We start from the raw sequence: 23,665 nt of genomic DNA on the forward strand, positions 1-23,665 counted from the left end.
GTTGCTTCCTTATAGAGAATTCAGAAACGTAATCAATGCGTCACGTTCTTTTTTGTTCAGTGCTAAGACGTTTTGTTTCGCCGTTTCAGCTTCACCGCCGTGCCACAACACCGCTTCCATCAGGTTACGAGCGCGCCCATCATGTAGAAAGTAAGTGTGTCCGTTTACTTCTTCGGTATAACCAATACCCCATAGAGGTGCCGTTCGCCATTCACGGCCGTTTGCTAAGTATTCCGGACGGTTATCGGCTAAGCCTTCACCCATGTCATGCAAAAGCATGTCTGTGTATGGATGGATAAGCTGCTCAGAAAGCGCTGGTAACTCTGGTCGTTTCGCCGTTTTAACACTGGTCTTGTGACAGCTTTCACAGCCAGACGCAGCAAAGATTTGCTGACCAAGCTTCACGTTAGGGTCATTGACATTACGGCGAATAGGTACTGCTAAGTGCTGGCTGTAAAACTCAACGAAGTCGAGAATATTTTCACTCACTTCTGGTTTGCCGCCATTTGGCATGTCGTCACAAATGCTTTGTTTCGAGGTGCAGTTTTCGTTCGGGAATAAATGGCTCGTCAGACCCACATCACCATTGAATGCCGCCGCATTTTGCTGCATTAGCGTCGGTTGTCCGGCTTTCCAACCAAAGCGACCAATCGAGAAATCGTCCTTCTCAATATCCCACACCTTATTTACTTTGCCTGAGATACCATCTTTGTTGGCATCTTGTTCATCAGCCCAAGCTAGTAACGTGTCGTCGGGAATACTCTCCAACAAACCAAGACCGATCATTGGCGGTGCCACACGTGCTGAAAACTCGGTATCTGGGTGCATATCGCCGTAACCTAGATCGGTAATGTTCAAATGAGGTTTTCTTAGTGTCACCGTCGTACCGTCTTTAAATTTCACTGGCACATCGGTGTAAGTGATTTCGATTTTGCCTTCTGGCGTTTGATCTTGCAGGGCGAAATCTTGAAGCTGGCCACCATAAGTCGGTTCAGGTATGCCACCATCTTTGATGTAAGCTTTCTTTTGTTCCGGCGTCATGGCAGGAATGCTTAAGCGCACTAACATAGACACGGCGTGTAAATCATCTTTTTCTGGCGGATGGCCACGACCGTCTTTGATGTGGCAGTTCTGACAACCATTGGTGTTAAAAAGCGGGCCTAGACCATCACGAGCGTCCGTTGACGCTGGCGCTTGTACCCAAGGGTTGCGAAAAAAGCTGTTACCCACACTAAAATCGAGGCGTTTACTCATCGGCAGGTTGGCAGCAGGAAGAGAATAGGCATTCGCGCCGTCTTTTTTAACACTGGTTTTGCCACCAGACTTAACATCGTAAGCCATGGCAGAAGAAGAAAGGATCGCGGCTAGCGCAGAAATTAGGTATGGCTTCATATCATTGCTCTACATATACAACAAGGGTGATAACAACGAGCTCAAACGGCAAAAGGGCTCACAAAGAGCCCTTATTTATTATGGTTTTCTTATTAAAACTCGTGGTCAGCAGTATCAGGGCTTAGGCTGTCGATGCCGACAATGTTTGCCGCTCGCTCAATCGCACCGGTTTGGGCTACCAAAGACATGATGGTGTCGTTTACTAGCGCGTTGCCTTGTGCGTTACCCGCTGCAATCAGTTGGTCAAAGTGCTGGTTGTTCTTCTCTGCAGAAGTCACTAGCTCACCAACTTGGCTACGTGTTGTATCAAACTGCTTTTGAATTTCGGTCGCTGCTTTCTTGTCTTTTTGAGCAACAAGGTCAGCGATACTTGGACCAGATAGCTCTTTGCCGTTTACACCTTTGTATGTACCTGTGTAAACGTTGTAGATGCCTTGCTCATTGTAGTAGTGAGAGTTGTGCGTGTTGTCTGAGAAACAATCGTGCTCGTCTTCAGTTGAGTTCGCTTCTAGTGCTACCTTCATGCGCTCACCCGCTAGCTCACCTAGAGAAAGAGAACCCATGCCGAATAGCATCTTACGAAGACCATTGTCAGCAGATTCGTTTAGTAGCTCTTCACGGTAGTTGCCTTTCACTTCTGCAGACCACTGCTTTTCCATCCACTCTAGGTCTTGAACCAGTAGATCAGCGGCCGCTTTTAGGTACTCACCACGACGATCACAATGACCATTCGTACACTCAGAACCAACGACGAAGTCAGTGTAAGCACGTTGACCTGCACCCGCGTTAGTGCCGTTTAGGTCTTGGCCCCAAAGCAAGAATTCAATCGCGTGGTAACCTGATGCAACGTTTGCCTCAGAACCGCCTACTTCGTTTAGATCTGCTAGCAATTCTGGTGTGATTTTTGAAACGTCCAGTTTAGAAGCACCAATCTGTAAGCTAGTGTTTGCGATGATGTTTGCAGCCGCGCCTTCGTTACCCAATTCGTATTGGTAATCAGCCGCTACGTAGTCGATCAGCCCTTCATCAAGTGGCCACGCGTTTAACTGACCTTCCCAATCGTCAACAATCGCGTTACCAAAACGGAAAACTTCAGACTGTTGGTAAGGAACGCGAGAATCAAGCCAAGCTTGTTTTACTTCTTCAAGCTTTTTCGCTGATGGTGATTTTAGGAATTCGTCGATTTTTACATCCAGCGCTTTCGCTGTTGTTACTGAATCAGCAAACACAGCATGGGCAACATCCGCGTAATGTTCGACAACTTGTTGTTTAGTTACTGTAGCAGCAACGGTAGAACCACTGGCAATGAGGAGTGATGCAGCAATAGATTGGACTAAAACTTTTTTTGCATTCATCTGAAGCATCCTTGTTGAGCATTTTAATTATCGTATTGGTAGTGCTAATTATTCTTATTTGCACTTTAGTCCCGAGATAATACAAATTTACAATTTATTTGCAACTCCAGATACAAAAAAAGCCTCATAATAATGAGGCTTTTCACATGCTTTATTGTCAATTTTATCTTTACAATTAAACCTTTAGGTTGTGTTTCCCGTGAGAAACTTTTGCCTTCAGGTAATTTTCATTGCCATCTTTGATGTGCGCAGAAGTGTTGACAACTTCTGAAATTTCGATTCCGTATTCCGATAACTCACGGATCTTCTTAGGATTATTCGTTACCAAACGAATCTTGCTAACACCCAATGCTTCTAGCATTTGTGCTGCTTCTGTGAAGTCACGCAGGTCATCATCGAAACCCAAATGATTATTCGCTTCGTAGGTGTTCATGCCTTGGCTTTGCAAGCGGTAAGCATCAATCTTGTTGTATAGACCAATACCGCGCCCTTCTTGGCGAAGGTAAAGGATGATGCCACCTGATTCGCCCATACGATTAATGGTCTCTTCTAGTTGCTCACCACAGTCACAGCGTGAAGAGTGGAACACATCGCCAGTCAAACACTCAGAATGCATGCGAACTAATGGCATGTCCTGAGTTTGGTCTGCTTGTTTGAAGATAATCGCAACATGCTCTTTATCTGTCTTCAGACCATGGAAAGACAGGATTTCGGCATCAATGTTACTTTTAGCCCCGACTTTAAAATCTACTCTGGCACGTACTTCCGCCATATCTACACTCACTCGATTTATTGCTTGATGCATTTTCGTTATCGCATTCATGGGATTGCTCTCATTTGCTCTTCAACTATGGGGATTGATACCGCATTTTTCAATGTTGAGATCACAAAGAACCCTATTCTTATTCATGACAAGCTAGGAAATCCTGTTCGGACACTTCCCGCTAGCCGACTTTACAAATGTTATAATATAACATTTATGATTAACTACAATAAAAAAACCCCAGACAAATTTGCCTGGGGTTTCGAAAGCGTTAGTTGAAGAATTGATTTTAGTGCGTTTGGCTGCGCTTCCATACGGCGAGCTCAATCCAAACCGCTTCAAGTTCTTGAATCTCTTCGTCGGTTAAAACGGCGAGTGTAGAAGTGACTTGTGGCAGCTTCGGTGACTGCAATGCACGAATCTGCGAATAAAAGTCCTTTTTTAATTGCGATATAACTGAATCCACTGCGTACACCTATCCATTCTTTTATTACTCCTCCAGCTCAATTTTTATGGTCTGCTATTCACTGGAGCCTTCATAAATTCGAGAAAATGATAACATTCTGCTTGTTATGTGCACAATTTATTTTTAATAGTGGAATAACGGTCACATTAATTGCGCTTTACCATTCGGATCGAATATAAGACAAAAAGGATCAAAAATAGAGCAGGAAAGATCCACAGTAACGCGGTGGTATAATTAAATGGAGGTTGATACAGAACAATATTCCCATAACGAGCGACTAGGTAGTCTTTTATTTCTTGATTTGAACTGCCTTGATTAGCCATAGTGTACACCTTCAATCTAAGGTCTTTAGCCGCTTGTGCATTGGACTCTACAAGGTTTTGGTTTTGGCATTGCGGACAGCGTAATGTCTTGGCTAATGCAGTTGCGCGCTGTTGCACTTCAACAGAATGAAACTCAAACAGATCAACATTCTGTTCTAAATCCGCACTTCTCGTGAAAGGAGAAAATAGTGTAAACAGGATTAATGTGAGGAGAAGACTATTAAATCGAAACATTCAAATATCCTGAAAATATATCGTTCCATTTATCTGCCGTTAACTCTCCACGATATTTGATCAATACACGACCATTTTGATCAATCAAGTAAGTTTCTGGCGTTCCTATAACACCTAGCTCCACAGCGAGCTTTCCATTAGGGTCACTAATTACTTCAATATATGGGTTTCGTTTAGAGCTCAAATATTCACGAGCAGCTTGTTTTTGATCTCTATAATTCAGCCCAATAATAGGCACACCGAGTTCTGCTAACTGCAATAACTCTTCGTGCTCTCGCTTGCATACCCCGCACCAAGATGCCCAAACATTCAATAATTTATATCCGTCGCTTTTGAACAATTGCTCAGAAACCATGTCATCAGAGATCAGAGAAGTGGACCGAAAATTAGGTGTCTCTAAATTTCGTTGTGGGGACAATTCGACATGTGGTCGCTCAGACAAAGCCACCGCGGTAACTACTGCAAACACGGCAACAGCCATAACGAGACCAGCGAGTTTAAGCGTATTTCTCGACCGCATTGATAGCCTCTCTCCTTTTCTTTAGGCCGGTTAATAGCGCACCAAACACTGCTAATAACCCACCAGACCATATCCACCAAATACCTGCGCGGTACTGAACTTTAATCGCATAAGCATGAGTATCGACTTTGTCACCCAATGTCACGTAATAATCGCCATGCCATAGTGAACGAATCGCGGGCTCGGTCATATTCATTACTCGTACAGGGTAATGGCGCTTCTGCGGGTTGAAATTGAGCATGCGGTCATCTTCCAAATGCAAGGTGATCTGTCCTTGTTCCGCGGTATAGTTCGGCCCCACCAGCCATTCGATACCATGATAATCGATAGTGATCCCCGCCCTTTGTTGAGAACTGCCGGGTTCGACACGTAAATTGTATTCATAAGAGTAGTGACTGTTGAATACAGCCCCACTCACCGCCAGTGCAAAACCGATATGTGCCATCACAATTGGCATGAGTTTACGCTTATTGGAACAGCGAAACAGCATAACGAGATGCGCCACAATCACCCAAGTAGCCAACGTTATGGTTAACAATACTTCGAAATGCAGTGCATTCACTGAGAACATAAACCCGATCCCAGAGACTAGAGATAACGCGATACTGAGCGCGATATCAGCGCTTAAACTCGGCACTGTGCCTTTTGTCCATTTCAGCACCGGCATCAAAGCTAAGGCAATCAGAGCCAGTATGCTTAATGGGAAGATCAGACTATTAAAGTAAGGTGCGCCAACTGAAATGTTCCCTAAGCCGAGCAGTTGATAAACCATCGGATAAAAAGTGCCAAGAAAAACGATGGCAGTCGCAATAACCAACAGCCCTTTGGCGATATAAGCAGCGTAAGCTCGGCTCGTTAGAGATTGAAGTTTGAAGCGAGGGAGTTGTTCTCCTCGCAAAATCAATACGCCAAAAGTGATGATGACAAGCAAGCTCAATACGCCAAGCAGCACCAAACCTTTAGTTGGGTCCACCGCAAAAGCATGCACTGAAGTCAGCACGCCAGAGCGCACCACGAATGTCCCTAAAATGCTTAGGCTGAACGTAGCAAACGCCAGTGCATAGGAGCTCCAAATTGCGCCTCTGTTACGTGTTGCGACAACACCGCTGTGCAACAAAGCAGTACCAGTAAGCCAAGGGAGTAGAGAAGCGTTCTCCACAGGGTCCCAAAACCACCAGCCGCCCCACCCTAGTTCATTGTACGCCCACCATGATCCCACCAAGATACCCATCGTGAGCGTTCCCCATGCAAAAAACGCTGCGCTTCGAGCGACCACATACCAATCGCTCATCGGTTGTTTACCCAATAGCGCCGCTAATGCAAAAGCTAATATTGCTGCGTAACCGACATAACCGAGATAAAGCAATGGTGGATGGATGATAAGCCCAACATCTTGCAACATTGGATTTAGATCTCGCCCTTCCGACGCCAATACTTGGGCATATTCGAACGGGTTAGAGGTCATTAACGTGAACCATGCAAACGTCCCAATCAGAACGTTCATGATTCCTAGACAGTCACAAGTATATTTGGCGTTGAGCGGTGACTTAAATGCAATAAACGACGCCCATAAACTCAAGGTGACGACCCAAAACAACATCGAGCCTTGGTGCCCACCCCAAGCGGCAGCAATTTTGAACGTCACAGGAAGTTGACTGTTGGAATGCGTAACAACATATTCCAACGCAAAGTTGTCTTGCACGAAGCAGACGATCAGAAGTGCTAAGCAAATGATGGAAGCTAAGCTAATGATGTGGGACATCGCGACTTGATGCAGCAATGTTGCCTTCTTACCTATAGCACGACGTATCCAATGCAGAAGCGATGCACAAGTCGATGTTACAGCCACCAATATCAGTAAGAAGAACCCTAGCTCAGCCTCCATTTTTCCCCCTTACACTATGGTCATTTGACCGGCATAGAGAATGAAAGTACGCAGCATAAGTACGCCAACCAAGCTCAACGTCGTGACCACAAAAACGTAACTGCCTTTGTGGCGCACTTCAGAAGGCGTCAACCAATTGAGAGTCAAAGGCGTTATCATGCCGATGAACACTACCCCACCCCAGAACCATTGAGCCCAGAATCCACTCGAAATAGCATTCCAAGCCGCGACTTCGTTCTGACCACCGCTGAAGATCAGTCCAGTAAAGAATGTCACTAGGACAAACAACTCAAACAACACTACTGGGCGTTCAAATCCGTGCACCCAAGACACACTTGGGCTGCTGGTCGACTCTTTAAACACCAAGATGCCGAACATCAAGCATGCCGCTGCGCCCGAGGACAAACTAGAGAACAGGAACAAGATTGGCAGTACTGGATTGTTTAGCATTGGGTAAGTCTTCAACGCAGACAGTAGAAAGCCGGTGTATGCTGCAAGTACGATGGCTAAGAATCCCAAAAACAATTCAATGGCGTTGTTGGCTTTCCCCGCCTTAATCAAAATACCATCGGCAAAATCCAGCAGCTTGCTTGGTAACTTCCCTTCACAGAAGCTGATGATTTGATGGCGGAAGATAACGCCAATCCAAACAAACAGCACTAGCATGTACACTTGGAACAAGATCACGCCCATCGACATCACAGACGTTGGGTTGTAGTAGATCATGATCTTCCAAAACTCTAAAGGCTTGGTTAAATGGAAAATCAAAATTACTAACCCAGCAATGATGCCAAATGGCGCAAGCCAAGCCATCGCTTTCATGATGCCGTTGTTTGCGGGATCACCTTCAATCACTTTGCGTTTTAAATAGATAGAAATCATCACCGCACCTGCTGACATCCCAGCAAGGAATAAGTAAATCGCAATGATCCAATCCCAGACTAACGAGTCAAAGTGGAATGCACTTTCGAAGCCGTTCATGATGACACCTCCCCTTTGCTATGCGGAATTTTGTACAGTTTAGGTAGGGTACCTAAGTGCGATTTATCGCGATAGACAACATGGCTTTCGATAGCTTTGCTCACCTCGCTAGTTGGATCATTTAAATCACCAAATATGAGTGCTTTTGTTGGACAAGATTCCACGCAAGCTGGCTGCTTACCTTGCGCCAGGTTGGTATCACGGCAGAAGTTACATTTATCGGCAGAGTGATCGACTGGATTAAAGAAGCGCACTTGGTAAGGGCAAGCAGCAAGGCAATAACCACATCCGACACATTTCTCTTTGTGCACATCCACGATGCCGGTCGCTTCATCTTTGTATGCAGCGCCTGTTGGACAAACGTACACACATGGTGGGTTATCACAATGCTGACAGGATTCGCGAGTAAACTGGTATTCCACATCTGGGAATTCGCCAATCGGTTCACTGCGATGAATTTTAAGTCGCGTCACGCCTTCAGGGACTTTATTTACTTCGCGACAAGCATCAGTACAGGCGGTACAGCCAATACAGGCATTTTCATCATGAACCATACCCATGCGTTTCGCTTGTTCACTGTTGCTGGCATAAAGAGAGGAGCTAACAACGGAAGTGCCTGCAACGCCTGTAGTTAAAATCAACGCACCGCTGCCGGCTAAAAAGTTTCTTCTTGAACATTTCATGCTATCTCTCCTCTTCTTTGGCAAGTTCAGGTTCGACGGCAAATTCAGAGTGACAATCCACACACTGCTTGATCAGTTGTTTTCTGTCGTATGACAACGCTTTGGTTTTCGCTGCGTGTACATCGTGGCAATTTGAACAAGTGAGGTTTTTGGCGTGCACATCGTGCGTCCAGTGGCTTTCTCTTAGCTGTGTCGGTGCGTGGCAATCCACACATTGGCTGTTAGCTTTAAGAATCATGCTTGGATCAAGGAACACTTTGTCGTGTACCTCTTTCGATTGCGCGGCAGAAAACTTAATTACATCAGGCGCGCCTTCACGATGGTCGGGACCAATGTTGCTATGGCAATTGGTGCAATTAAGTTGCTTCCCTTGGCTGAGTAGAGCTTGCGGGTCATGCGAAAGGTTCAGAGTCTCTTTGGCATCCTTATGACATTGCAGACACTTGTAGTCTCGGTCACGGATCAACTCGACTTGATGACGCTCAGCTTGAGCACCTTCAATCGGCTCTGAAGAAGTCGCATGGGCGGCGATGGAGAAACCATAGATGGCAAAGACGAAGAGAAGTTTCAGCATTGTCTCTATGGTCAATTTTATATTGCCCATATTGTTCTTTCCTTAGCTCGATAATAATTGATAACTATTCTCAATTATTTATTTGAGCGACAATTAATTTCCTCTGAAGATATTTTTCAAATCTTCAAATGACATCAATTCTTATTTCGGAAAGCCACAACGCTAAACCTATATTTATAATACCTCTATTATTCATAAGGGGTAGAAACACCTGCTCAAAAAGCGAACTAAATCACCCTATTTTTAAAAAGGTTAAAAGCCCAATACATTGACGAACAAGGACTTAACCACTACCACTTTAGGGGTATATAAATTCAAACATGACTGAGATCACTGGTGTAAATTGATCTAAAACAAGACAAGATTCGCTCACTATTTCATCTATCCAATTAAGCAATACTATTAATCGTAGATCTCCAGTTCTTATTTGGAATAGCTTCTCACAACGCTGCTAATAAAAACGAATATGGAGATAACACCGTGAGCATAAAACACTGGATGAGCGCACCTATCGCGGTTGCGACCTTATTCGCCAGCCAATTATTTTTGGTCGGCGCTCCGTTGGCGGCAGAAGAAAAAGGCCTCATCGATCCTCGAAATGACGCCTTTGAACAGAACCATCCCGACCAATACCACTCTTGGAAAGCAACATCCGAAAGCGAGCACATTGAAGATGCCCTAAGTGAAGACCCAAACATGGTGATCTTGTGGGCAGGCTATGGCTTTGCAAAAGACTACAACAAAGCACGCGGTCACTTTTACGCACTTGATGATGTTCGCCAAACCTTACGTACCGGCGCACCGACTGATGAAAAATCCGGCCCTATGCCAATGGCCTGTTGGAGCTGTAAAAGCCCTGACGTTGCTCGCGTGATTGATGAACGTGGTGAAGACGGTTATTTCGAAGGTAAATGGGCACGCTTGGGCTCAGAAATCGTCAACCCTATCGGTTGTTCTGACTGTCACGACACTCGCTCTGAAGAATTTAAGAAAGGCGAACCAGCACTGGCCGTAACTCGCCCTTATGTTGAGCGTGCTTTTGATACTATTGGTAAAAACTTTGATGAACAATCTCGCCTAGATAAGCAAGCATCGGTCTGCGCTCAATGTCACGTTGAATACTACTTCACCGGCCCGACTAAAGCGGTTAAGTTCCCATGGGATATGGGCACCACCGTTAATGACATGGAGAAATACTACGACGCGTTGAATTTCAAAGATTGGACGCATGCAGTATCTAAAGCTCCGATGCTAAAAGCACAACACCCAGGTTACGAAACATGGCGCGATGGCATCCATGGCAAAAACAAAGTGGTGTGTGTGGACTGTCACATGCCTAAAGTGACCAAAGAAGATGGCACGGTGTACACAGACCACAAAGTGGGTAACCCGTTTGATCGCTTCGATGACACCTGTGCACAATGTCATACCCAAACTAAAGAACAGCTACAAAGCATCGTTTCGCCTCGCAAAGCGCAAGTATTGAACATGAAGCTAACCGCCGAGAAGCAAATCGTAGCGGCACACTTTGAAGCAGGCGCAGCGTGGAAAGCAGGTGCAACAGAAGCAGAGATGGAACCTATCCTACAAGATATTCGCCACGCACAATGGCGTTGGGACTACGCAATTGCTTCTCACGGTGTTCACATGCATGCTCCTGAGGTAGCACTTGAAGTACTAGGTACTGCAGTTGACCGCGCCGCTGACGCCCGTACCAAGTTGGTTCGTTTACTGGCAACCAAAGGCATTACTGACCCTGTTCAAATTCCAGATATCTCGACCAAAGCCAAAGCACAACAAGCACTGGGCATGGATATGGATAAGATGAACGCAGACAAGAAACACTTCCTAGAAACAGTAGCGCCAGAGTGGGATAAAGCAGCGGCTGAACGCGAAGCCACATATTAATCTAACTGGCAGAGGTTAATTTATAGATACAACAAGGGGCGTACTGAACGCCCCTTTTCTTTATTTCTTTATCATCTTTATCTCTTCACCCTCGATTCTATCGAGAGACAAAATCGAATGTACTAGCGACGAGGAAGCCTCGGCCTCGGTTGAATATTTGGACGTGCCTTAGGCATCTGCACATTTGGACGAGCAACTGGGCGTTGGATCTTCGTTTCCGGTAATGCTTTTCTTTGTTGAACCTTTTCTTTTACCGCTTTGTCTTGTAAAGCCGCTGGCTCAATACGCTCCGGACGATTCTCCCATTTGGTTTGAATCTCTTGCTTTTGCTCGTCAGGCAATGATTGCCAATGATCGTCGAGTTGGCGTTTCATGTTGTCGATATTGGCGGACATATCATCGTCTTTCCAATCCTCGACTTTGTCTTTGATGGATTGCTGTTGGTCTTCGTCTAAACCATTCCACCACTCTTCCAGTTTCTCTTTGTATTCGTCGTCGTTGTCGCAACAACCCGGATAGTAGTAAATCCAGTAGTCGTCATGATCGTACCACCAAGGATCATAGTAACCTGAAGAGTAATAAACCGAAGAGGAAGAACCAGAATGATCGGAAGAGCTACAACCCGCCAATACAGAGCCGCACAGCAAAACCAATATGCTTAGTGCCTTATTTTTCATTCGTTGCCCACCTTTCCCTCTACTGCTTATTAAATTGTACGCTTACAACAGCTCTTTTGCTTTGTTGATAGAGTTAATGATTTGCACTCTATCTAAATTTGGATCATTAGAATCTAATAATAGTACCCAAGTATCAATGGCTTCCTGAAAGCGGAATGACAGAAAATGGTCATTTGCGATCAAAGACAAAGCTGCTTCATTGTGCGGTTCTATCTGTAGAGCTTGTTCCAGAAGCAGGCTGACTTCTTGCGTCATAGATTGTTGGTGGATGTAGTATAGAGTGGTCGCCTTCGCAGCAAGTTGCGTGGCACTTACAGGTTCAGTCAGTTGGATCGCGTAATCAAAACAAATCAACGCACCGTCAAATTCACCCTCTAGTAGGTAGCCCTGCCCGAGTTGGAACCACAATTCAGCGTTGTTTGGGTCCTCTCGTAGCTGGTCTTGAATCTCTTGCATGATGTCACGAGCAGTCATCATACGTGACATTTCCGCTTGCATCGGTTGAGGCGGAGTTTGACGCAGCAATAAGAAGCTTGCACTGGTTATGACAAGCACTAACAGACAAAAGCCGAACCATTGGGTAGGTTTAACTTTTGATGCACTCAGTGATAAGAGGACGATGAACAAGCCCATCAAAGAGATGGCAACGAAAAACCAAACAGACATAAAGCAACCTATGAATAAAGATAACGCCAGTGTACTGGTTTCTGATTTTTATTGCGTTGATACAGATACAAAAAAGCCGAGCGTTATGCTCGGCTTTCAAATTTAGCGATTAAGAAGAAGCTTACTCTTCTTCTGAACCTTCAGCTGCATCGTCTGCTGCTGGCGCTTCAGGAGCTTGACCTTCTGCGTTCTCCTCTGTTGCTTCTGCTTCTTCGCCTTCTGGCAATTCAACTTCTTCAACTTCGTCGATGCGTTGTAGACCAACTACTGATTCGTCTTCAGCTGTACGGATAAGTGTCACACCTTGGGTGTTACGACCAACTTGGCTCACTTCCGCTACACGTGTACGTACTAGAGTACCAGCGTCGGTGATCATCATCATCTCGTCGCCTTCTTCTACTTGTACCGCGCCAACAACTGGACCGTTACGCTCAGAAACCTTGATAGACACAACGCCCTGAGTTGCACGACCTTTCGTTGGGTATTCCGCTAGTTCAGTACGCTTACCGTAGCCGTTTTGTGTAACCGTTAGGATGTCGCCTTCGTTAGACGGAACGATTAGAGAAACAACTTGGTCTTCGTCTGCTAGTTTCATACCGCGAACACCTGCCGCTGTACGACCCATTGCACGTACTTTGTCTTCGCTGAAGCGAACCACTTTACCTGCTTTAGAGAACAGCATGATGTCGCTATCGCCGTTTGTGATATCAACGCCAATTAGTGAGTCATCATCACGTAGGTTCACAGCGATTAGACCGTTTGAACGTACGTTTGCAAACTGGTTCAATGGGGTCTTCTTAACCGTACCATCGCCTGTCGCCATGAAGATAAATTTCTCTGGTGAGAACTCATCAACAGGAAGAATTGCAGTGATACGTTCACCTTCCTCTAGAGGAAGGATATTTACGATTGGCTTACCACGTGCAGTACGAGTTGCATGAGGCAATTGGTAAACTTTCAGACGGTAAGTCTTACCACGAGTTGAGAAACACAGAATGTTATCGTGAGTATTTGCAACAAGTAGACGCTCGATGAAGTCTTCATCTTTCATCTTCGTTGCACTCTTACCTTTACCACCACGACGCTGAGCTTCGTAGTCGCTTAGAATTTGGTACTTAACGTAACCTTCGTGAGACAGAGTTACTACTACGTCTTCACGAGCAATCAGCTCTTCCATGTCGATGTCATGGGTTGCTGCTGTGATTTCTGTACGACGAACATCACCGTAACCATCACGAACCGCTTCAAGTTCTTCGCGGATCACTTCCATTAGACGCTCAGTGCTTGCAAGGATATGCATTAGCTCTGCGATTTCATCTAGAAGTGCTTTGTATTCATCAAGAATCTTCTCGTGCTCTAGACCGGTTAGACGGTGTAGACGAAGTTCTAGAATTGCTTGAGCTTGAGTCTCTGTTAGGTAGTACAGACCATCACGGATACCGTATTGATCTTCTAGCCATTCTGGACGTGCTGCATCAGTACCAGCACGCTCAAGCATTGATGCTACGTTACCAAGATCCCAACCACGCGATACCAAGCCAACTTTTGCTTCTGCTGGTGTTGGTGCGTTTTTGATTAGCTCGATAACTTCATCGATGTTTGCAAGTGCAAGAGACAATGCTTCAAGGATATGAGCACGTTCGCGCGCTTTGCGTAGTTCGAAGATAGTACGACGAGTTACAACTTCACGACGGTGGTCAACGAAGCACTTCAACATGTCTTTTAGGTTGAATAGCTGTGGCTGGCCGTTGTTTAGCGCAACCATGTTGATACCGAAAGTCGTTTGAAGCTGAGTTTGTGCGTAAAGGTTGTTCAGAACCACTTCACCCACAGCATCGCGCTTACATTCAATAACAATACGCATACCGTCTTTATCAGACTCGTCGCGTAGTGCACTGATGCCTTCTACTTTCTTATCTTTAACTAGCTCAGCGATCTTTTCGATCAAACGAGCTTTGTTTACCTGGTAAGGGATTTCAGTGACGATGATGGTTTCTTTACCATTCTTCTCCACTTCGATTTCCGCTTTTGAACGCATGTAGATCTTACCGCGACCAGTTTTGTACGCGTCTACGATGCCTTTACGACCGCTGATTAGCGCTGCCGTTGGGAAATCAGGACCAGGGATGTAATCCATTAGCTCATCAATAGTGATTTCTTCATTATTGATGAACGCAAGACAGCCATCGATCACTTCGCCAAGGTTGTGCGGTGGGATGTTGGTTGCCATACCTACCGCGATACCAGAAGCACCGTTTACCAATAGGTTAGGAATTTTAGTTGGAAGAACCGCTGGGATTTGCTCCGTACCATCGTAGTTAGGTACGTAGTCCACGGTTTCTTTATCTAGGTCAGCCAGAAGTTCGTGGGCAATTTTCGCCATACGTACTTCGGTATAACGCATTGCCGCAGCAGAGTCGCCATCGATCGAGCCAAAGTTACCTTGACCATCGACCAGCATGTAACGAAGTGAGAACGGCTGAGCCATACGTACGATTGTGTCGTACACAGCGCTATCACCGTGTGGGTGATATTTACCGATTACGTCGCCAACAACACGGGCTGATTTTTTATATGGTTTGTTCCAATCGTTGCCTAGTACGTTCATCGCGAATAAAACGCGGCGGTGTACTGGTTTTAGGCCATCACGCACATCTGGAAGAGCACGACCCACGATTACTGACATCGCGTAGTCTAGGTATGAACCTCTAAGCTCATCTTCAATGTTTACGGGCGTGATCTCTTTAGCTAAATCGCTCATAGAGCCATTATCCCTCTATTATCTGATCGTAATTACGATACGTGTAAGGTGCAAAAATATAACACACAATTCATCAACGGGGCATCACTTTCCCACTCGTTTTATCAGGTTGTGAGCTTCGTTATGAGTTAAATGAAGAGAATTTGCACATTCATCCCATATCTTTATGAAAACTGACTATATTTCCACCAACACAGCTCAAAAATCTCTCCTGTAGCGATTGTGAGAAAAGAAGCAGTTTTAACGTATCGTACCATTGGAGTATAATCACGCCTTCCAAAGGACTATTAGCGAAGCGATATAACTATCATGACAAAAGCACAAAACGTCGACCCAAGTGAAATTAAGAAATTCGAAGAGATGGCTTCTCGTTGGTGGGATTTAGAAGGCGAGTTCAAACCACTTCATCAAATTAACCCGCTTCGCTTGAACTATGTCCTAGAGAAAGCTGACGGCTTATTTGGCAAAAAAGTGCTCGATGTTGGCTGTGGTGGTGGCATCCTTGCGGAAAGCATGGCAAAAGAAGGCGCCGTCGTTACCGGTCTCGATATGGGCAAAGAGCCATTAGAAGTGGCACGTCTTCATGCTCTTGAGACAGGTACTAAGCTGACTTACATCCAAAGCACTATCGAAGACCACGCTGCCGAAAACGCAGGTACTTATGATGTAGTGACTTGTATGGAGATGCTTGAGCACGTTCCTGACCCACTGTCTGTGATTCGCTCTTGCGCGGCATTGGTAAAACCTGGTGGGCACGTCTTCTTCTCTACTTTAAACCGCAACATCAAATCTTACTTATTTGCGATTGTCGGTGCTGAAAAGCTACTCAAGATTGTGCCTGAAGGCACTCATGACCATGAGAAGTTCATCAAACCGGCAGAAATGATGAAGATGATTGACCAAACCGACCTAACAGAAATGGGCATTACAGGTTTGCACTACAATCCTCTTAACGACAGCTACAAACTCGGTCGTAATGTGGATGTAAACTACATCGTTCACACTGCTAAATATTGATTAATAGAATCATTATTGCCTCGCCAGTTTGGCGAACAGTAATATGAAATTTATTGAAAAGCGGTAGCACAGAAGCGCCGCTTTTTTTGTCAATTTCTGTAGAAAAAAAGTGCTCTAGATTCCATTTTGACCAATCTGTTTTTAACAAACAAAAACTGTCAAAGATCAAGGAAAATATTTTTACATGCGGTTATTTATGAACCGATCTGAAAAACGTAATTTTCCCCATTCAAGTCAGCCCTTTTCTCATCGGTTAGTGTTCACTTACTGATTTTTTTTATTTTGTTAGTTATCCACAAGTCATCCCAAACCTGTACCTTGAAAACTCAGGGTAATAGCACTATCTTGTAACTCGCAAACAAATGAACCCCTATATGTTGTGTTTCGACTACAATATATAGATAGACTTTGATCACAAAGCCGCCGCAAATTTTACAAGTTTTGCACATAAACAAACAAAAACACGGCTTTTATCAGTTTTCTTAGGGAAATAAAGCAGAATGAACCAACAACTTACCGTCACTAAGCGTGATGGCCGCAAAGAAACTATCGATCTGGAAAAAATCCATCGCGTTATTACGTGGGCTGCAGAAGGCCTGAATAACGTTTCGGTATCACAAGTAGAACTACGCGCTCACATCCAGTTTTACGACGGCATTACGACGACAGATATCCACGAGACTATCATCAAGTCTGCAGCAGACCTGATCTCTGAAGAGACACCGGATTACCAATACCTAGCTGCTCGCCTAGCGGTATTCCACCTACGTAAAAAAGCATACGGCCAATACGAGCCGCCAACGCTGTACAACCACGTAGCTCGTCTTGTTGATATGGGTAAGTACGACCAACACATTCTAGAAGACTACACGAAAGCAGAACTGGACGAACTTGATGCGTACCTTGACCACAAGCGCGATCTAGATTTCTCTTACGCAGCAGTAAAACAGCTAGAAGGCAAATACTTCGTACAAAACCGTGTATCTGGTGAGATCTACGAAAGTGCGCAGTTCCTATACATCCTGGTGTCTGCTTGCCTATTCGCTAACTACCCGAAAGAAACGCGTCTTGACTACATCAAGCGTTTCTACGATGCGACGTCAACATTTAAGATTTCTCTACCTACACCAATCATGTCTGGTGTACGTACCCCTACTCGTCAGTTCAGCTCATGTGTACTTATCGAGTGTGGTGATAGCCTTGATTCTATCAACGCGACAGCAAGCTCAATCGTGCGTTACGTTTCTCAACGTGCGGGTATCGGTATCAACGCAGGTCGTATCCGTGCGCTAGGTTCTGAAATCCGTGGTGGTGAAGCATTCCACACAGGTTGTATCCCGTTCTACAAATACTTCCAAACAGCCGTTAAGTGTTGTTCTCAAGGTGGTGTTCGTGGCGGTGCAGCGACTGTGTTCTACCCACTATGGCACGGCGAAGCTCGCTCGCTAATGGTTCTTAAGAACAACCGTGGTGTTGAAGAGAACCGTGTTCGTCACATGGACTACGGTGTTCAGTTGAACAAACTGATGTACCAACGCCTAGTAGAAGGTGGCAACATCACGTTGTTCTCACCATCTGACGTACCGGGCCTATACGACGCGTTCTTCGAAAACCAAGAAGAATTCGAACGTCTATACGTGAAATACGAAAACGATCCTTCAATCAAGAAAGAAACGGTTAAAGCGATCGAAATGTTCACTCTGCTAATGCAAGAGCGCGCATCAACAGGCCGTATCTACATTCAGAACGTGGACCACTGTAACACTCACAGCCCATTCGATTCAGAAGTAGCGCCAGTTCGTCAATCAAACCTATGTTTGGAAATCGCACTGCCAACTAAGCCTCTGAAAAACGTTGAAGATGATTCGGGTGAGATCGCTCTGTGTACGCTATCTGCGTTTAACCTAGGTGCTATCAAATCTCTAGATGACTTCGAAGAGCTATCTGAGCTTGTAGTACGTGCACTAGATGCACTGCTTGATTACCAAGATTACCCACTACCAGCGGCATACAAGTCGACAATGAACCGTCGTACGCTGGGTGTTGGTGTTATCAACTTCGCATACTACCTAGCGAAGAACGGCGTTAAATACTCTGACGGCAGCGCAAACGGTCTAACTCACCGCACGTTTGAAGCGATTCAATACTACCTATTGAAAGCGTCTGTAGCGCTAGCAAAAGAACAAGGTAAGTGTCCTTCGTTCCACGAAACGAACTACGCGAAAGGCCTATTGCCAATCGACACTTACAAGAAAGACGTTGACCTAATCTGTGAAGAAGAACTGCATTACGATTGGGACAGCCTACGTCAAGAGATCATGGAACACGGTCTACGTAACTCAACACTGACTGCGCTAATGCCATCTGAGACCTCTTCTCAGATCTCTAACGCGACAAACGGTATTGAGCCACCACGTGGTTTCGTATCTGTTAAAGCGTCGAAAGACGGCATCTTGAAGCAAGTTGTGCCAGATTTCACTGAACTGAAAGACAACTACGAACTGCTTTGGAACATCGGTTCTAACGACGGTTACCTACACCTTGTGGGCATCATGCAGAAATTCGTTGACCAAGCGATCTCTGCAAACACAAACTACGACCCTTCTGGTTACGAGAGCGGTAAGGTTCCAATGAAGAAACTTCTTCAAGACCTTCTAACTGCGTACAAGTTTGGTGTGAAGACACTTTACTACCATAACACTCGTGACGGCGCGAAAGACGACCAGAAAGACGCAGTTCAACCACAAGATGACGATTGTGCAGGCGGCGGTTGTAAGATTTAATCTTACCCACCCTAACAATCCGTAGAAACAAACAATCGAACACCTCCCCGCTTGGGGAGGTCTAAAAGGAATTGAGGCATTATGGCTTACAGTACTTTTAACCAGAACAAAAACGACCAACTAAAGGAACCAATGTTCCTAGGTCAATCAGTGAACGTTGCTCGTTACGACCAACAAAAATTCGAGATCTTCGAAAAGCTAATCGAAAAGCAATTGTCTTTCTTCTGGCGTCCGGAAGAAGTGGACGTATCAAGCGATCGCATCGATTACAACAAGCTACCAGACCACGAGAAGCACATCTTCATCTCAAACCTGAAGTACCAAACGCTGCTTGACTCAATTCAAGGTCGTAGCCCGAACGTTGCACTGCTACCGCTTGTTTCTCTGCCTGAGCTAGAAACTTGGATCGAGACTTGGTCTTTCTCTGAAACGATTCACTCTCGTTCATACACACACATCATCCGTAACATCGTGAATGATCCAAGTGTGGTATTCGACGACATCGTTGAAAACGAGCACATCCTAAAGCGCGCTAAAGACATTGCACACTACTACGATGATCTGATCCAAGCGACAAATGACTACCACCGTTACGGTGAAGGTGAGCACGTTCTGAACGGCGAAACGGTTAAAGTTAGCCTGTACGATCTGAAGAAGAAACTGTACGTGTGTCTGATGTCAGTAAACGCACTAGAAGCAATCCGCTTCTACGTAAGTTTCGCTTGTTCATTCGCTTTCGCAGAGCGTGAGCTAATGGAAGGTAACGCGAAAATCATCAAGCTGATCGCTCGTGATGAAGCCCTTCACCTGAACGGCACACAGCACATGATCAACTTGCTGCGTAACGGCCAAGATGACTTCACATTCATGCAAATCGCTGAAGAAGCAAAACAAGACTGTTTTGATCTTTTCAAAGAGGCGGCTGAGCAAGAAAAAGAATGGGCAGAATACCTATTCAAAGACGGTTCAATGATCGGCTTGAACAAGGACATCCTGAGCCAGTACGTTGAGTACATCACCAACATCCGTATGCAAGCGGTAGGTCTACCAATGGCATACCCTGAAGCAACTTCAAACCCTATCCCATGGATCAACGCTTGGTTGTCATCGGATAACGTTCAGGTTGCGCCACAAGAAGCAGAAATTTCATCTTACCTTGTTGGTCAGATTGACAACGAAGTAAGCGCAGACGACTTCGAAGGATTTGAGCTGTAATGCCAAGCATCAAAATCAACAAACTCGTCAGCATTGAGTCCAACCCATCCAATACAATTTTGGAGACGATGGAACAAGCTGGTTTACTCCCTGAATACAACTGCCGTGACGGACACTGTGGTGCTTGCCGCTGTAAGTTAGAGTCAGGTGAAGTGGAGTATGTTGGTTTTGCTATGGCCTATACTCAGCCAGATGAGATTCTGCCATGTATTTGCAAAGCGAAATCCAGTGTTTCGCTCAGTGGTGTGAACTACGCGATGAAAGAAAAACGCGCATAGATTTAGCACCAGTGAATACTAAAAAGCCAAGGCATTTGCCTTGGCTTTTTGTTATCTGCCATTTTCAAGCGACAGAATTAAAGTGCACTGCTCGGAATGTGCATCTCTTTCACTTTTTCTAAGAAAGCGTATTGAGCCGACATTGGCTTTCGCTCCAAATAACGGCGCAACATATCTAGCGCTGCCGCACTGATGACTTTGACTTGATCATCGCGTTGATATTTTCTCGATAGCTTGTACAACGCCCCCCACTCACCCGTAGAAGTGGAAAGTGCGACAGAGAAAACACCCTCATCAAGCTTACCTGTGACTAACGCTAAATCAGTACCACACTTCTCACGCGTCGCCCCCGCGAGCGCAAACGTCGCCGCTAACGGATCACCTTCGTCGGTAATGGTTTGGCTCTGACCTGCTAATACCCAGCCATGACCAAATTGCTTTTCAACGTTCTCATCACCGTTAAGCCAATAGGTTAAGTACCCTGCACTGCTTTTCTCTGAAACGGATAAGGTTAATCCTTTATCCACCAGCAATTGACCTACGTGATCGACCATTGGCATATCGACACTCACCGTATTGCTTTCAAGGTGCTTGTGGATGATCTGCATGAGCTTCATGCGCTGTTCTACTTGATTGGATGGACCAAACAGCTTCACTTCGATAAAAGGTAAATACGAGCGATAGCCAAGCTCATAACCTTGTGGCAGTTTCATTTGGTCAAGCTTATCTGAAATACCAGACTCCGACAGACCAAAGGTATAAATTCGACTGCAAGACGAACTTTCGACTTCAGGGAACAGTTTTTTCAAATCTGGCAAAATTTGCGTTTCTGCCATCAGCTTAAATTCGCTTGGTACGCCAGGGGTAAAATAAAAGACGGCATCGTTGATCAGCATCTTAAAACCGCAAGCGGTACCAATTGGGTTATCTACGATTTCTGCCGTCTCTGGCAACATCGCTTGTTTTAGGTTGCTGTCTGGCATTGGAATACCACGACGCGCATACATTGCCTCTAGATGCTCTAACCAATCTTTGAACAACACAAGCTTACACTCAGCGGCTTTTGCTGCCGCCGCCGCACTCATGTCATCAGTGGTTGGACCCAAGCCACCATTAACGATGACCACATCGTTATTGAAGCTGAGCATTAGGAATTCTTCAATTAGACTCGACTGCTTGTCACCAACGGTTGAGCGTTTCGTTAAGCCAAATCCATGCTGATAAAATAAGCTCGACAGCCAAGCAGCATTTGTATCAACAATATCACCGTGAAGGACTTCTTCACCGGTACTAAGCATAGCAATTTTCACAACTGACTCCTGAAAATAGGCAAAATCCACATTTTTTCGACATTGTGCCTATATCGTTTTCATTTTATTAGACTAATCTCTTAGTTAATTTGTTGAGATTAAATGTAGGTCAAGTATTTAAATGGCTGTTCTTTTAAGGGATAATTGTGAGCCCGATCATCAAACCAACAACTCGGAGACCTCTGTGTCAAAATCATCCATGTTCAAGAAAACTCTAAGTGGTCTTGTTCTGACTGCGTCAGCTGCGGCGAACGCGAGCCAGTACGATATGAGTAACCATATCGAGTTCTCTTACACGCCTGATTGCCTGTCAGGTTACTGCGAAACGACTACTCTGTATAGCTTCGAACCACAAAATCGTAGCTTTGCTATGGGGTTGGATAACGATGATTCCTTAAATCTCGACGCAGGTCTTCAACCAAAGTACATGATCGTGCCAAAAGACAAAGATTGGGATTACCTAATGGGTCAAACATATACCATTCTCGGTTTGAGTGTGGCGACTGTTGGTTTGATGACGTTACTACCAGAAAGCATTACCAAATGGGACGAAGAAGACCGTGACATGAGTAAGCTCGGTAGTAAGTGGAAAGATAACGTTTCAGACGGTCCAGTTTGGGATCGTGATGAACACTTCCTAAACTACATCATGCACCCTTACTTTGGTGGTGTTTACTACACAGCGGCGCGTCACGCGGGTTACAACGAGTTTGAATCGTTCCTATACTCAGCGACCATGTCGACTTTCTTCTGGGAATACGGTGTCGAAGCGTTTGCTGAAGTCCCATCATGGCAAGACTTGTTTATTACTCCATTTTTTGGTGCCGTGGTAGGTGAAATGATGCTAACAGCCGAACAGGACATTATTGCCGGCGGCGGTGAAGTGATGGGTTCAGAGACAATGGGTGATGTATCTCTGTTCTTCCTAAACCCTGTAGGTCATATCCACTATTGGGTATCCGATGCTTGGGGTGGTAGCGCAGAATTCCAGTTCAGCTCATCTCCTTGGTTCGGCAACCAAGACGCAGCGAAATTCGCGATGGACGCTGGCGCAAGCTACGATAACGTCTTCTACGGTTTCGAAATGAAGGTAACCTTCTAAAACCAAACATTTAAGAAGCAGCTCACGGGCTGCTTTTTTTGTGCCCCAAGCATAGTTTTCATTATTTGCATCACGAATTAGCGTCAAAAATTGACCTTCGTCAAACATAACCCTCCCCCAGTACCTACACTGAAATTAAGGAAAAATTCCAATAACTTAAGTTCTTAAACCTTAAGCTCAAATCACTACAGCGATACGTCTAACCGTGCCGCACCCAAACCTTATTCCGGGAGGGGACATTATGAACACAGTGTTTATCGTTAATTTTGTTGGTCAGGCATCACCCGCAACCATTAAACAGCTAGCAGCGGTTACACATGAAAACGACGGCAAATGGTTAATCAGTAAAGTGAACTTTATTGAGGATCAGGTCGCCGGTGTTATCAAGGTTGAACTTCCTGAAAAGAACGTAGATATCGTTAAAGAGGCGTTCTCTGCTTGCCAAACATTGGTAGTGAGATTTGTTGATTCAGAACCGCATGCTCACGCTCAGGAGACGGTTTTTCAATTGCGTCTGGATGCCAACGACCGAGCTGGTATCGTCAATGAAATCACTCATGTCCTAGACGGGCAAGGTATCTCTATTCTTGATATGGATTGCCAACGTGTGTTTATTGCTGGCGGCGGCGGTGTCAGCTCAAGTCTATTCAGTACCAAAATGGCGATTAAGTTACCAAGTGAGTTAGGCATCGATGACGTAGCGAATGAGCTAGAAGCATTAAGTGAAGATACGCGCGTTATTGTGGAAGGTTAACGCACTGTTCCTATTCTT

Annotated in this window: 21 protein-coding genes; 7 read left to right on the forward strand and 14 right to left on the reverse strand. The window is 45.2% G+C overall.

Annotated elements, in window-relative coordinates:
- Nucleotides 1-9: 9 nt before the first annotated feature.
- The 10 genes from ATB78_RS18785 to nrfB all read right to left on the reverse strand — a co-directional run bounded on the left by ATB78_RS18785 (nucleotide 10) and on the right by nrfB (nucleotide 9,206).
- A complete protein-coding gene (locus ATB78_RS18785; protein ID WP_061009844.1) occupies nucleotides 10-1,392 on the reverse strand; it encodes a di-heme oxidoredictase family protein in 1,383 nt (460 codons plus the stop codon).
- Nucleotides 1,393-1,484: 92 nt separating this feature from the next.
- Nucleotides 1,485-2,747: an imelysin family protein gene (locus ATB78_RS18790; protein WP_020196502.1), complete on the reverse strand. Its 1,263-nt coding sequence runs from the start codon at nucleotides 2,745-2,747 to the stop codon at nucleotides 1,485-1,487.
- A 175-nt stretch (nucleotides 2,748-2,922) separates the two neighbouring features.
- A complete protein-coding gene (ribA, locus tag ATB78_RS18795) occupies nucleotides 2,923-3,570 on the reverse strand; it encodes a GTP cyclohydrolase II (RefSeq protein WP_171371056.1) in 648 nt (215 codons plus the stop codon).
- A gap of 229 nt (nucleotides 3,571-3,799) precedes the next feature.
- Nucleotides 3,800-3,976 (reverse strand): hypothetical protein, encoded by a 177-nt coding sequence (locus ATB78_RS18805; RefSeq protein WP_009706892.1) that lies wholly within the window; start codon nucleotides 3,974-3,976, stop codon nucleotides 3,800-3,802.
- Between the two features lie 146 nt (nucleotides 3,977-4,122).
- Nucleotides 4,123-4,533, reverse strand: a complete 411-nt coding sequence (gene nrfF / locus ATB78_RS18810) for a heme lyase NrfEFG subunit NrfF (RefSeq protein WP_061009846.1) — start codon at nucleotides 4,531-4,533, stop codon at nucleotides 4,123-4,125.
- A complete protein-coding gene (locus tag ATB78_RS18815) occupies nucleotides 4,520-5,053 on the reverse strand; it encodes a DsbE family thiol:disulfide interchange protein (RefSeq protein ID WP_061009848.1) in 534 nt (177 codons plus the stop codon). The genes nrfF and ATB78_RS18815 overlap by 14 nt, the downstream gene beginning before the upstream one ends.
- The gene (gene nrfE / locus ATB78_RS18820; RefSeq protein ID WP_061009850.1) at nucleotides 5,031-6,938 is read right to left on the reverse strand and encodes a heme lyase NrfEFG subunit NrfE; all 1,908 of its coding nucleotides are present in this window, start codon (nucleotides 6,936-6,938) and stop codon (nucleotides 5,031-5,033) included. The genes ATB78_RS18815 and nrfE overlap by 23 nt, the downstream gene beginning before the upstream one ends.
- A gap of 9 nt (nucleotides 6,939-6,947) precedes the next feature.
- Nucleotides 6,948-7,919, reverse strand: a complete 972-nt coding sequence (gene nrfD, locus ATB78_RS18825; protein ID WP_061009852.1) for a cytochrome c nitrite reductase subunit NrfD — start codon at nucleotides 7,917-7,919, stop codon at nucleotides 6,948-6,950.
- Nucleotides 7,916-8,602, reverse strand: a complete 687-nt coding sequence (gene nrfC / locus ATB78_RS18830) for a cytochrome c nitrite reductase Fe-S protein (protein ID WP_061009854.1) — start codon at nucleotides 8,600-8,602, stop codon at nucleotides 7,916-7,918. The genes nrfD and nrfC overlap by 4 nt, the downstream gene beginning before the upstream one ends.
- A 1-nt stretch (nucleotide 8,603) precedes the next feature.
- Nucleotides 8,604-9,206 carry a cytochrome c nitrite reductase pentaheme subunit gene (gene nrfB, locus ATB78_RS18835; protein ID WP_009706898.1) on the reverse strand — a complete coding sequence of 201 codons (603 nt, stop codon included), beginning with the start codon at nucleotides 9,204-9,206 and terminating at the stop codon, nucleotides 8,604-8,606.
- A gap of 450 nt (nucleotides 9,207-9,656) precedes the next feature.
- Here nrfB and nrfA point away from each other — a divergent pair, with 450 nt between their 5' ends.
- Nucleotides 9,657-11,084 (forward strand): ammonia-forming nitrite reductase cytochrome c552 subunit, encoded by a 1,428-nt coding sequence (gene nrfA, locus ATB78_RS18840; protein WP_061009856.1) that lies wholly within the window; start codon nucleotides 9,657-9,659, stop codon nucleotides 11,082-11,084.
- A 122-nt stretch (nucleotides 11,085-11,206) separates the two neighbouring features.
- Here the strand turns inward: nrfA and ATB78_RS18845 are convergent, their stop codons facing one another.
- From ATB78_RS18845 to gyrA, 3 genes are all read right to left on the reverse strand, one after another.
- Nucleotides 11,207-11,761, reverse strand: a complete 555-nt coding sequence (locus ATB78_RS18845) for a hypothetical protein (protein ID WP_009706900.1) — start codon at nucleotides 11,759-11,761, stop codon at nucleotides 11,207-11,209.
- 42 nt (nucleotides 11,762-11,803) lie between these two features.
- Nucleotides 11,804-12,427, reverse strand: coding sequence for a tetratricopeptide repeat protein (locus tag ATB78_RS18850; RefSeq protein ID WP_039987763.1), 624 nt, complete (start codon nucleotides 12,425-12,427; stop codon nucleotides 11,804-11,806).
- Between the two features lie 121 nt (nucleotides 12,428-12,548).
- The gene (gene gyrA, locus ATB78_RS18855; RefSeq protein ID WP_005443375.1) at nucleotides 12,549-15,188 is read right to left on the reverse strand and encodes a DNA gyrase subunit A; all 2,640 of its coding nucleotides are present in this window, start codon (nucleotides 15,186-15,188) and stop codon (nucleotides 12,549-12,551) included.
- A 309-nt stretch (nucleotides 15,189-15,497) separates the two neighbouring features.
- Between gyrA and ubiG the strand changes: the two genes are divergently transcribed.
- The 4 genes from ubiG (at nucleotide 15,498) to yfaE (ending at nucleotide 20,481) form a co-directional block, all read left to right on the forward strand.
- A complete protein-coding gene (ubiG, locus tag ATB78_RS18860; RefSeq protein WP_009706903.1) occupies nucleotides 15,498-16,205 on the forward strand; it encodes a bifunctional 2-polyprenyl-6-hydroxyphenol methylase/3-demethylubiquinol 3-O-methyltransferase UbiG in 708 nt (235 codons plus the stop codon).
- 500 nt (nucleotides 16,206-16,705) lie between these two features.
- Nucleotides 16,706-18,988, forward strand: a complete 2,283-nt coding sequence (gene nrdA, locus ATB78_RS18865; protein ID WP_005443373.1) for a class 1a ribonucleoside-diphosphate reductase subunit alpha — start codon at nucleotides 16,706-16,708, stop codon at nucleotides 18,986-18,988.
- A gap of 81 nt (nucleotides 18,989-19,069) precedes the next feature.
- Nucleotides 19,070-20,203, forward strand: coding sequence for a class Ia ribonucleoside-diphosphate reductase subunit beta (gene nrdB / locus ATB78_RS18870; protein ID WP_005443372.1), 1,134 nt, complete (start codon nucleotides 19,070-19,072; stop codon nucleotides 20,201-20,203).
- On the forward strand, nucleotides 20,203-20,481 hold the full coding sequence (gene yfaE / locus ATB78_RS18875; protein WP_005443370.1) for a class I ribonucleotide reductase maintenance protein YfaE: 279 nt from the start codon (nucleotides 20,203-20,205) through the stop codon (nucleotides 20,479-20,481). Before nrdB ends, yfaE begins: the two co-directional genes overlap by 1 nt.
- 77 nt (nucleotides 20,482-20,558) lie before the next feature.
- On the opposite strand, the gene ATB78_RS18880 is transcribed toward yfaE, so the two are convergent.
- The gene (locus tag ATB78_RS18880) at nucleotides 20,559-21,791 is read right to left on the reverse strand and encodes a CinA family nicotinamide mononucleotide deamidase-related protein (protein WP_039987757.1); all 1,233 of its coding nucleotides are present in this window, start codon (nucleotides 21,789-21,791) and stop codon (nucleotides 20,559-20,561) included.
- A 199-nt stretch (nucleotides 21,792-21,990) separates the two neighbouring features.
- Between ATB78_RS18880 and ATB78_RS18885 the strand changes: the two genes are divergently transcribed.
- Together ATB78_RS18885 and ATB78_RS18890 are read left to right on the forward strand one after the other, a co-directional pair.
- The gene (locus ATB78_RS18885) at nucleotides 21,991-22,893 is read left to right on the forward strand and encodes a DUF3943 domain-containing protein (protein ID WP_061009860.1); all 903 of its coding nucleotides are present in this window, start codon (nucleotides 21,991-21,993) and stop codon (nucleotides 22,891-22,893) included.
- A 241-nt stretch (nucleotides 22,894-23,134) separates the two neighbouring features.
- The gene (locus tag ATB78_RS18890) at nucleotides 23,135-23,647 is read left to right on the forward strand and encodes an ACT domain-containing protein (RefSeq protein WP_061009862.1); all 513 of its coding nucleotides are present in this window, start codon (nucleotides 23,135-23,137) and stop codon (nucleotides 23,645-23,647) included.
- Nucleotides 23,648-23,665: the final 18 nt, after the last annotated feature.

Source organism: Vibrio sp. CUB2, assembly GCF_001557945.1.
In the GTDB taxonomy this organism is placed as follows: Bacteria; Pseudomonadota; Gammaproteobacteria; order Enterobacterales; family Vibrionaceae; genus Vibrio; species Vibrio owensii.

Bases quoted from the DNA above. Each gene is read 5' to 3' on its own strand.
- ATB78_RS18785 (WP_061009844.1), bottom strand. From the start codon at position 1,392: ATGAAGCCATACCTAATTTCTGCGCTAGCCGCGATCCTTTCTTCTTCT.
- ATB78_RS18790 (WP_020196502.1), bottom strand. From the start codon at position 2,747: ATGAATGCAAAAAAAGTTTTAGTCCAATCTATTGCTGCATCACTCCTC.
- ribA (WP_171371056.1), bottom strand. From the start codon at position 3,570: ATGAATGCGATAACGAAAATGCATCAAGCAATAAATCGAGTGAGTGTA.
- nrfF (WP_061009846.1), bottom strand. From the start codon at position 4,533: ATGTTTCGATTTAATAGTCTTCTCCTCACATTAATCCTGTTTACACTA.
- ATB78_RS18815 (WP_061009848.1), bottom strand. From the start codon at position 5,053: ATGCGGTCGAGAAATACGCTTAAACTCGCTGGTCTCGTTATGGCTGTT.
- nrfE (WP_061009850.1), bottom strand. From the start codon at position 6,938: ATGGAGGCTGAGCTAGGGTTCTTCTTACTGATATTGGTGGCTGTAACA.
- nrfD (WP_061009852.1), bottom strand. From the start codon at position 7,919: ATGAACGGCTTCGAAAGTGCATTCCACTTTGACTCGTTAGTCTGGGAT.
- nrfC (WP_061009854.1), bottom strand. From the start codon at position 8,602: ATGAAATGTTCAAGAAGAAACTTTTTAGCCGGCAGCGGTGCGTTGATT.
- nrfB (WP_009706898.1), bottom strand. From the start codon at position 9,206: ATGGGCAATATAAAATTGACCATAGAGACAATGCTGAAACTTCTCTTC.
- ATB78_RS18845 (WP_009706900.1), bottom strand. From the start codon at position 11,761: ATGAAAAATAAGGCACTAAGCATATTGGTTTTGCTGTGCGGCTCTGTA.
- ATB78_RS18850 (WP_039987763.1), bottom strand. From the start codon at position 12,427: ATGTCTGTTTGGTTTTTCGTTGCCATCTCTTTGATGGGCTTGTTCATC.
- gyrA (WP_005443375.1), bottom strand. From the start codon at position 15,188: ATGAGCGATTTAGCTAAAGAGATCACGCCCGTAAACATTGAAGATGAG.
- ubiG (WP_009706903.1), top strand. From the start codon at position 15,498: ATGACAAAAGCACAAAACGTCGACCCAAGTGAAATTAAGAAATTCGAA.
- nrdA (WP_005443373.1), top strand. From the start codon at position 16,706: ATGAACCAACAACTTACCGTCACTAAGCGTGATGGCCGCAAAGAAACT.
- nrdB (WP_005443372.1), top strand. From the start codon at position 19,070: ATGGCTTACAGTACTTTTAACCAGAACAAAAACGACCAACTAAAGGAA.
- yfaE (WP_005443370.1), top strand. From the start codon at position 20,203: ATGCCAAGCATCAAAATCAACAAACTCGTCAGCATTGAGTCCAACCCA.
- ATB78_RS18885 (WP_061009860.1), top strand. From the start codon at position 21,991: ATGTTCAAGAAAACTCTAAGTGGTCTTGTTCTGACTGCGTCAGCTGCG.
- ATB78_RS18890 (WP_061009862.1), top strand. From the start codon at position 23,135: ATGAACACAGTGTTTATCGTTAATTTTGTTGGTCAGGCATCACCCGCA.